The sequence below is a fragment of the Moraxella caviae genome (genome assembly GCF_002014985.1).
GTDB classification, from domain to species: domain Bacteria; phylum Pseudomonadota; class Gammaproteobacteria; order Pseudomonadales; family Moraxellaceae; genus Moraxella; species Moraxella caviae.
Window position 1 is genome coordinate 57,379 of the sequence record NZ_MUXU01000021.1, and the last position, 8,770, is coordinate 66,148.

7 protein-coding genes are annotated in these 8,770 nt (G+C 47.8%); 2 read left to right on the plus strand and 5 right to left on the minus strand.

From position 1 onward, the window contains the following. Positions 1–41 precede the first annotated feature (41 nt). On the minus strand, positions 42–431 hold the full coding sequence (locus B0181_RS03060) for a gamma-glutamylcyclotransferase family protein (RefSeq protein ID WP_242620141.1): 390 nt from the start codon (positions 429–431) through the stop codon (positions 42–44). Positions 432–847: 416 nt separating this feature from the next. Between B0181_RS03060 and B0181_RS03065 the strand changes: the two genes are divergently transcribed. After that, positions 848–2,170 (plus strand): Na+/H+ antiporter family protein, encoded by a 1,323-nt coding sequence (locus B0181_RS03065; protein ID WP_078276017.1) that lies wholly within the window; start codon positions 848–850, stop codon positions 2,168–2,170. 193 nt (positions 2,171–2,363) lie between these two features. On the opposite strand, the gene B0181_RS03070 is transcribed toward B0181_RS03065, so the two are convergent. From B0181_RS03070 to B0181_RS03085, 4 genes are all read right to left on the minus strand, one after another. Further along, positions 2,364–3,689, minus strand: a complete 1,326-nt coding sequence (locus B0181_RS03070) for an ABC1 kinase family protein (protein WP_078276018.1) — start codon at positions 3,687–3,689, stop codon at positions 2,364–2,366. A gap of 132 nt (positions 3,690–3,821) precedes the next feature. After that, the gene (locus tag B0181_RS03075) at positions 3,822–4,547 is read right to left on the minus strand and encodes a HesA/MoeB/ThiF family protein (protein ID WP_245953307.1); all 726 of its coding nucleotides are present in this window, start codon (positions 4,545–4,547) and stop codon (positions 3,822–3,824) included. A gap of 325 nt (positions 4,548–4,872) precedes the next feature. Beyond that, on the minus strand, positions 4,873–5,751 hold the full coding sequence (gene prmC, locus B0181_RS03080) for a peptide chain release factor N(5)-glutamine methyltransferase (RefSeq protein ID WP_078276020.1): 879 nt from the start codon (positions 5,749–5,751) through the stop codon (positions 4,873–4,875). Between the two features lie 30 nt (positions 5,752–5,781). Further along, complete coding sequence (locus B0181_RS03085; protein ID WP_078276021.1) at positions 5,782–7,323, minus strand: AmpG family muropeptide MFS transporter; 1,542 nt, start codon at positions 7,321–7,323, stop codon at positions 5,782–5,784. 292 nt (positions 7,324–7,615) lie between these two features. Between B0181_RS03085 and B0181_RS03090 the strand changes: the two genes are divergently transcribed. Beyond that, entirely contained in the window at positions 7,616–8,560 is a 945-nt protein-coding gene (locus B0181_RS03090; RefSeq protein WP_078276022.1) for a LysR substrate-binding domain-containing protein, read from the plus strand. The last annotated feature ends 210 nt before the right edge of the window (positions 8,561–8,770 follow it).

Below are 8,770 nucleotides of genomic sequence, written 5' to 3' on the forward strand. Positions count from 1 at the left end.
ATACATAAATAATTGATAATCAAGGAAAATTTACCCAAAAATCAATCCAGCTCGCCTGCCAAAAGTTTGGCGCGGCGCTCATCATCAACACGCAGCGCATACACCCACGCTTCATCAAGTGTGCCATCGTCCAAGCGCACACGCACCTTGATGCGCTCATAGCCTTCGCCTTCAAAATCATCAAGCGCACGCCAATGCGCTGGCAACTCATCAGACGCAAACACCACGCCTGCCACCGCTTCGCCCACGCCACTGTCAGGCTCGCACGGTAAAATCGCAGGATAGCCTTGCGCTGCGCCCCAGCCATCGGCAATCAGCACGCCATATAAAGTTGCAGGCGTGAACGTACCGCCAATATTTTTAAGCCAATGCTCATTTGCACGCCCCGGCACCAGCGTTCCGTAGACAAAAAGTTTGTTCAACTCGCTCATTTTACACCTTTTTTAGCCAAAATTATCCATGCCAGCTATTATAAAACAACTGACAAAATTATAAAGCCCTTTTATCGTGCGTCTCGTATTTACTTGCCGATGATTATTTGCGCCAAGCCACACCCAATCACACCAACGACTTTTCATCAGCACTTTTTATGGCTAATTTTTTCACTTTAATACTTGGCAAAATGGCAAGTTTTGTTACTTTTTGTAAATGAAAATTAGTATTTACAACTAAATTTGTCAATAAAATACTGATTTTAAAAAAGTTTTTTTATAAAAATTTTCTTGAAATAAGGTTATAATAGAGAGTTGTTGAAATAAATTAGTAAATTTTTAGAAAAATTATACACTAATTTTAGTATTATTTTTAGTTATTCTTACAGTAAATTTTTAAAAATTTTGGAGTGGTTATGAACGCAGTATTGATTGCGGTAATCATCATGGTGGGGCTGTCGCTGGCAAGAGTACACGTTGTGCTGTCGCTCATTGTCGGCGCAGTGGTGGGCGGACTTTTGGCGGGCTTACCCTTGACGGACACACTGACCGCCTTTCAAGACGGCATTAAAAATGGCGCACAAATCGCCCTATCTTATGCGGTTTTGGGTGCCTTTGCCATGGCGATTGCCCATTCTGGCGCACCAAAAATGTTTGCCAACAGTATCACCGCGCGCCTTGGCAACATGAACGCCAGCACCAGCACCAAATGGCTTTTATTTGCGGCAATTTTTGCGATGGCAATCGCCAGCCAAAACGTTGTGCCGATTCACATCGCTTTCATTCCGCTCATCGTTCCGCCGCTGCTTTTGGTGTTTAATCACCTAAAAGTGGATCGCCGTGCGATTGCGTGTATCATTACTTTTGGTTTGGTAAATACCTATATGTTCATTCCTTATGGTTTTGGCGACATTTTCCTAAACCAAATCATTCTAAAAAACGTCTCAGAAAATGGCGTGGACGTGTCTGGCGTGTCTATCGTGTCGGTGATGGCGATTCCTGCACTGGGTATGCTTTTGGGTCTTTTGGTAGCGGTGCTGTTTAGTTATCGTAAGCCACGCATTTATCAAGATGTGGCGCTCAATCACAGCCAAAATACCGACAAGCCTGCGCCAAAAGTCAGCTCTTATCGTGCGCTGATTGCTTTGGTTGCCATCATTGGTGCGTTTGTCATGCACCGCTATACAGATTCGCTGCTGATTGGCTCGTTGACTGGTTTTGCGATTTTTATGGCGTCTGGCGTGGTAAAATGGTCGGAAGCGGACAATGTGTTTAATGACGGCATTAAAATGATGGCGATGATTGGCTTTATCATGATTACCGCACAAGGTTTTGCTGAAGTGATGAAAGCCACAGGTGAGATTGCGCCGCTCGTTGATGGGGCGATGCAGCTGTTTTCTGGCAATAAAGCCATCGCTGCGCTGGTGATGCTGATTATTGGCTTGGTGGTAACGCTGGGCATTGGCTCGTCATTTTCTACTGTGCCAATCATTGCCAGCATTTATGTGCCTTTGTGCATGGCGATGGGCTTTAGCGTGCCTGCCACGATTGCGCTGGTGGCAACTGCTGGCGTGCTGGGCGATGCTGGCTCGCCTGCGTCTGATTCCACGCTTGGCCCTACGATGGGTCTTGGCATGGACTCACAGCACGACCACATCAAAGACACCGTCATTCCTACGTTTTTGCATTTTAACCTACCGCTCATCGTGTTTGGTTGGATTGCGGCGATGGTGCTATGATTGCGTTATCGTGCGATAATATTTATAAAAATGACAAAAGCCCTAGCAAATGTTAGGGCTTTTTTGTTGGGTTGATTATAGGCAATTTATGAGTTGCATTAGTGATAAGCTGTAAGTTGAGTTAGCGGTGGTATAACCCGACGTGTTTAGGTTCAGTCTTTAAATTTATTGATTTTTTAAACCGCCAACCCACTCAATTTAACGCCTTAATCACCTGCAAACGCTCGCCTTCAAACAGCTCCATCTCAGGCGCAAGCGTTACCATAAAACGATCAAAATACAAAAGCTGCTTGAGCAGTAGCGCAAAATCTCTTGGGAAATGAATGCCGTGGCGCTTACCGATTTGCGCAAGTTCCATCATTAGCACGTTCAGATTATCCGCTTGCTTGGCATTTTGTTTGGCGTGCGTGTGGCTGGCTGGATTGACCCTGCCAAACAGCATCGCCAAATCTGCCGCCAGCCTGTCTGTATCCATGCGCTCTGCCTTATGCGTCATGCCAATGCCCACCATCGCCGCCGCCATGCCGTGATAATCATTGGCTTGCAGGCTTTGCACCAAAGCAAAACACGCCTGCAAACTGGACGGCTGAATTTGCCCCACCAAGCCAAAATCCAAAAATGCCACACGCCCATCGTCCGTCAAAAGCACATTGCCCGCGTGCAAATCGGCATGAAATTCACCTGTCATCATCAGACCCAAAAACCAAGTGTCCAGCACGTCCGCCATCAGCTGCCGCGCACGCTCAGAAGTTAGGCGCGCATTCAGCGTCTCATCAATCAGCGATTCGCCCGCCAAAAACTGCATGGTCAAAAGCCGCTTGGTCGTAAGCGTGTCATACACCTTGGGCGCAATCACCTTAGTCGTACCAAGATTGGCAAGCATGGCATTAAAGCGTGCGATGTGCGTACTTTCAGCGATAAAATCCGTCTCCGCCAACATTCGGGTGCGCACTTCTTCCATGATGGGCGCAAGATTTGCCGCACGCATGGACGGCACCAGTCGCTCCATCGCCCAAAACACGCCATGCAGCACGCCAAGATCCGTCTGCATCACCGTCTGAACGTGCGGTTTTTGTACCTTTAGCGCCACCACCGAGCCATCTTTTAGCACCGCTTTATGCACCTGCGCAATGCTGGCAGACGCAATAGGCGTGCGCTCAATGGATACAAATTCTGCCGCCACGCTCGTCCCCACAGACGCAAGCTCTTCATCGAGTACACGCTCAATCACCGAAAACGGCACAGGCGTGGTCTGATCTAGACAATCTTGAAAAGCCAGCACATATTCTTTGGGAAAAATAGATGGCGTACTGGCGATGAATTGCCCAAGTTTTATGTAAGTTACGCCCAGCCGCTCAAAACTCTCTTTGAGCAGATACGCATCAGGTTTTTCGCCTTTTGCCACACGCAGCGCCGCCAAAGAAGCGACACTTGCGGTGGCGTGAATGCGCCCAAGCACGTTTTTGCCAGTACCCAGCGTTTGTTTGGCAAGCTGCCAAGCGGAGCGTTTTTGTTTCATGGTTGTCGTATTTTAAAAGTTGATGAAATTTTTAAGACTGTCGATTTACAAATTTAAAGATTTACGAATTTATAAGTTGAAAAGTTTTTAAGCGGTTGTTTGCTGTTTTAACGATTTGCGCTGATTTGGCATTCACACGCCACCACACACCGCACAATTTTCGTCCTTGTTAAAACGCATTTTTCTTAAAGACACGCTCATGCCCTGCCACAGCACAAGCTCGCCTGCAATGGGATTTTTGCCCCTGCCCAAAAAATCCAGCGCCACTTGCGAAGCCGCCGCACCAATCAGCGCCACCGTACTGGCAAGCACGCCAGACGTTGCACAGTTTTGCTCACTGCCTTTGGTGTCGCCAAACACACAGCGATAGCAGCCTGTCTCTTTGGTCAAAAGCATCATCTGCCCCACTTCGCCAATCGCAGACGTGGACAGCAGCGGCAACTGACGCACACGGCACGCAGCGTTGAGCGTATCACGAATGGTAAAATTATCTGTACAATCCACCACCAAATCAGGCGCAATCTCATCAAACAGCGCATGAACATTATCATCGGTGATTTTTTGGCTGGTGTGATTGACACAGACCAGCTCATTCATCTGGCGCAATTTACTCGCCGCCGTCCGTGCTTTATCTTGCCCAACATCGCTTGGCTCATAAAGCATTTGCCGCTGCAAATTACTGTCGTCCACCACATCAAAATCCAGCAAATGCACCAAGCCCACGCCTGCACGCACCAGCACAGGCGACAGCGCACAGCCTAAACCGCCTGCGCCCACGATCAGCACACGGCTGTTTTTTAAGCGCAGCTGCGCTTCCATGTCCCAGCCGTCAAGCAAAATCTGCCGAGAATAGCGCATGAGTTCGGCATCACTCAGTTCATGGGCGGTGTTTTTGGAATTGGTGATGTGGTCGGTTTGGTTGGATTGATGGGTATTTGTCATGATTGATGGTTGTGGTTATGATATGATGATTTTAGGTTGGTATAAACGAATTGATAAAACGACTGGCAAAGCAATTAGCAAAATGCTTGATAAAACGCTTGGCGAAATTCACTGATGGCAAGCTGGCAATCAATTTGATAAACTCAATTTGATAAACTTAAATTGATAAACTTAAATTGATAAAAGCAAACGGCAAAATAGCCAGTAAAACAGTCGGTAAAATGGCTGGTAAAACCGCTGCTCACTCTTGCCACACGCCCAGCGTTACACGTTCGTTATCGCCATAATCCTTCACGGTGGCAATGCCAGAAAATCCAGCCGCAGCAAACAGCGCACGCACCGCTGCGCCTTGATTATAGCCATGCTCTATCGCCAAAAGCCCGCCTGCGTGCAGATGATTTTTTGCGCCAGTGATGATGATTTTAATATCCGCTAAGCCATTATCATTCGCCACCAGCGCAGTGATTGGCTCGGCTTTTAAATCCGCTAAATGCACATCATCATCAGCAATATAAGGCGGATTTGACACGATGATGTGAAATTTTGGCGTATCATAAGTAAGGCTTTGATACCAGCTTGATTGCATAAATTCACAATTTATCGCCCCAAGCCCAAGTGCGTTTTGTCGGGCGATTTGCAGTGCTTCATCAGAAAAATCCACCGCCAGCACATCGCTGTCAGGCAATTCTTTGGCAAGCGTGATGGCAATGCAGCCGCTGCCCGTTCCTAAATCTAAAATGCGCAGCTTGTCATCAGGTGAATTTTTGGCATGATTTTTCGCATTGTTTTTGGCAGCATTTTTAGCAAAATCAAGCGCTGCCTCCACCAAAATTTCCGTATCAGGGCGTGGAATCAGCGTGTGCGCATTGACCGCAAACGCACGCCCATAAAAATGCGCTTCGCCAATCACATAAGCCAGCGGCACGCCCTTTTGCATTTGGGTGATGCCGTCTTGCAGCTTGGCAAATTCATCATCGCTTAGCCGATACTCATCATTAGTGATTAAAAAACTTTTGGGCTTATCAATCACAGACAATAGCAAGCCTTCTAGCCAATGATACGGCAGGCGTTCGTGGGCGATTCGGCGAAATTCAAGTTTTAATGCGTGCAACGTTTTCATTTTATGTCATCGCTTGTTAATTTTTCGCCCTTACACGCCATCGCTTTTTAAAGGGATTTTTTTATGCACCCAATACACCAAATACAGCACAGGAATACCGATCACAAAGGTGATGGCGAAAAATACAGGATAGCTTGTGGCATCAACAATCGCCCCTGAATAGCCGCCCAAAATCTTTGGTGATAACGTCATCAGTGATGAAAACAACGCATACTGCACCGCTGTAAAACGAATGGATGTCAAAGCTGACAAAAAGGCGATGAACACCGCACTGGCAAGCCCTGCTGCTGTGTTATCAATAATCACCGCTGTGTACATCAAAGGCACGGTTGGTGTGTAAAACAGCCCAATGAACATCAAATTCGTCAAGCACGCCAAAAACGCACCAATCATCATCGCACGCATCACGCCTGTTTTTTGGGCAATCCAGCCGCCCACAAAACCGCCACCAATACTGGCAATCACGCCCACCACTTTAACAGCGTTGGCGATTTGGGTCTTACTAAAGCCAATATCTTGATAAAAAATGTTTGAAATATTACCCGCCACAATGTCAGAAATGCGGTACAAACCAATCAACAAAAGCAGCAGCAAGGCTTGTTTGCCATAACGCTCAAAAAAGTCTGTGATGGGCGTAACCCACGTCTGTGCCGCCACTTGCTTTGCCACCAAACCCAGCTGCACCAGCAAATAGCCCACGCCAAACATACAAGCGCCACTTGTGATGAATTTAATCGCACCGAGCAAAAATCCCACCAAAGCGTCATCACTGCTTGGCAAAACCGCGCCCATCACACGATACACACCCACAAACGCCACCACTGACAACAAAAACACCGCCACCAATCTGGCATAATCGGCAGTGGTTTGTGGGCGTTTTTGGATTTTATTGATGGGTTCTTTTAGCACAAATAAAGTGGTGGCAACGCCCACGCCCATCACGCACGCCATTGTCAGATAAGTTTTTTGCCACGCCAGATAACTGTAAGCAGCTTCAGTTGAGCCAAAAAAGTCCGCCAAATACAGCGCGCCTGCCCCAGAGACAATCATACCAATGCGATAGCCACCCACATAGCTTGCCGATAATGCGGTCTGCATTTCGCTGGGCGCAGATTCGATTCGATAAGCGTCAATCACGATGTCTTGGGTGGCTGCCGAAAATCCCAGCAAAACCGCCCCTGCCGCCATCATGGTAAGATTTGCGCCTGCTGGATTGGTCATCGCCATGATGATGATGGCACTGATGATAAGCGCTTGCGACAACAAAAGCCACGAGCGGCGGTGTCCCAGCTTGCCCAAAATCGGCAGCGGCAGCGCATCCACCAAAGGCGACCAAATGAATTTAAAAGAATAGCCCAGCGCCGCCCAGCTAAACATCGTAACGGTGGTGCGGTCAATGCCTGCTTCACGAAGCCACAGCCCAAGACTGCTAAAAATCAGCAAAATCGGCACGCCTGCACTAAAACCAAGCAGCAGCATGGCGATGGCAGGTCGGTTGAAATAGGCTTGGCGAAACGCTTGCCAGCCGCTTAGATTGGCTGGCGCAGACGATGTGGTGGTAGATGACTGCATAAAAACTCAAAAAATAAAAAATAAACCTTGCATATTAGCGAAAAGCGCGCCAAGTTGCAAGGTTTTATCTGTATTCATCAAGATTTGCCAAGCATGAAAAATCCCATCACAAGCGCAACTTCTTGCCAAGTTGGGCGCAAACCACCCTTGATATATTCCATAACGGAATATATAATCAAAAATTTGGCATTTAGCAAACGCCCACGCCTACTATATGATAGCGCACACCCAACCATAATTTGGGTAATTTTTATTCATTCGGGCAATTTGCTCTTTATCAACGCAGAAATTTATGATCGATATCGTCATCAACCAACGCCACCTACAAATCCAGCTCAAGCAGCTAGAAACCGTCTGGCACACGGTGGTCAATGGTTACAATCTTAGCCAAGCCGCCGAACTTTTGCACACCAGCCAATCAAGCCTATCCAAGCAAATTGCCGCACTGGAAAATCAGCTTAAGGCGGACGTTTTTACTCGCCAAGGCAAGCGCCTGACGGGTCTTACACCCATCGGCAAGACACTACTGCCGCACATTGAAGCCATTTTTGCTGAAATTCGCACCATTGAAAATCTCAGCCTTGATTTTAATAACGCAGCAGCAGGTACGCTGACGGTTGCCACCACGCACACCCAAGCGCGCTATGTGCTGCCAAGCATCGTCAAGCAATTTCGTGAAAAGTTTAATAAAGTCAATCTCGTGCTGCAGCAAGCCGACCCAGAAACCATCGCCCAAATGGTGATTCGCGGGCAAGCAGACATCGGCATTGCCACCGAAAGCCTGCTTAATAACAGCGTGCTGCGCTGCCATCGCTATTATGACTGGTCGCACGTTGTCATCGTGCCAAAAGATCATGAGCTTGCCGAGCTTGCAGGCGTGGTAGATGGCGTGGATTTGCCGACTTTGGCAAGCTATCCAATCGTTACTTATCACGGCGGCTTTACAGGGCGTGGCGCGATTGACAAGGTCTTTGCCCAAGCGGGACTTTCGCCTGATGTGGTGCTGGCGGCGCTGGACTCTGACGTCATCAGTACTTATGTGTCGGCAGGGCTTGGTATTGGCATCATTGCGCAGATGGCGTACGAGCCGAAGCATTATCCTGATTTGGTCGCCATTCCCATCACGCATTTTGGGCGATTCACCAGTTGGATTGCGGTGCGAGATGACAGCGAAATTCGTAAGTTTGGGCAAGAATTTATCAAGCTGTGCCAAGCGCAATTTGATGAAAGAGCCTAACAAAAATCTAAGCAGCCTTGCGCCAAGCGATAAAAGCAGCCGCATAATCACGGCTGTTTTTTGGTGTGGGTTTAAAGTTAAATTGGAGCGATTTGTAGGTTGGATTGGGTGGGCTTGTAAGTTGGGTTAAGCGAGGCAAAAACCCAACGAATTCAAAAAGCTACATTAAAAAATTGGGTTACGCTTACGCCAACCCAACCTTGTATCTTC

What these genes read in the sequence shown, in the direction of transcription:
- B0181_RS03060 (WP_242620141.1), bottom strand. Translation starts at nt 431, where the DNA reads ATGAGCGAGTTGAACAAACTTTTTGTCTACGGAACGCTGGTGCCGGGG.
- B0181_RS03065 (WP_078276017.1), top strand. Translation starts at nt 848, where the DNA reads ATGAACGCAGTATTGATTGCGGTAATCATCATGGTGGGGCTGTCGCTG.
- B0181_RS03070 (WP_078276018.1), bottom strand. Translation starts at nt 3,689, where the DNA reads ATGAAACAAAAACGCTCCGCTTGGCAGCTTGCCAAACAAACGCTGGGT.
- B0181_RS03075 (WP_245953307.1), bottom strand. Translation starts at nt 4,547, where the DNA reads ATGCGCTATTCTCGGCAGATTTTGCTTGACGGCTGGGACATGGAAGCG.
- prmC (WP_078276020.1), bottom strand. Translation starts at nt 5,751, where the DNA reads ATGAAAACGTTGCACGCATTAAAACTTGAATTTCGCCGAATCGCCCAC.
- B0181_RS03085 (WP_078276021.1), bottom strand. Translation starts at nt 7,323, where the DNA reads ATGCAGTCATCTACCACCACATCGTCTGCGCCAGCCAATCTAAGCGGC.
- B0181_RS03090 (WP_078276022.1), top strand. Translation starts at nt 7,616, where the DNA reads ATGATCGATATCGTCATCAACCAACGCCACCTACAAATCCAGCTCAAG.